This window comes from Mesorhizobium prunaredense, from assembly GCF_900156895.1.
GTDB classification, from domain to species: Bacteria; Pseudomonadota; Alphaproteobacteria; order Rhizobiales; family Rhizobiaceae; genus Mesorhizobium; species Mesorhizobium prunaredense.
In genome coordinates, this window is record NZ_FTPD01000077.1 from 1 (window position 1) to 248 (window position 248).

At 61.7% G+C, this 248-nt stretch carries 1 pseudogene; it reads left to right on the forward strand.

The features are described 5' to 3' along the window. Positions 1-248 (forward strand): annotated as a pseudogene (gene groEL / locus BQ8794_RS32005) (chaperonin GroEL); the annotation flags it as partial.

Genomic DNA, 248 nt, shown 5'->3' on the forward strand with positions numbered 1-248 from the left:
TCCTTCTCCATGAGAAGAAGCTTTCCAACCTGCAGGCCATGCTGCCGATCCTCGAGGCTGTCGTGCAGACCTCGAAGCCGCTGGTCATCATTTCGGAAGACGTCGAAGGCGAGGCTCTGGCCACGCTCGTCGTCAACAAGCTGCGTGGCGGCCTCAAGATCGCCGCCGTCAAGGCGCCGGGCTTCGGTGATCGCCGCAAGGCCATGCTGGAAGACATCGCCATTCTCACCGGTGGCCAGGTCATTTCC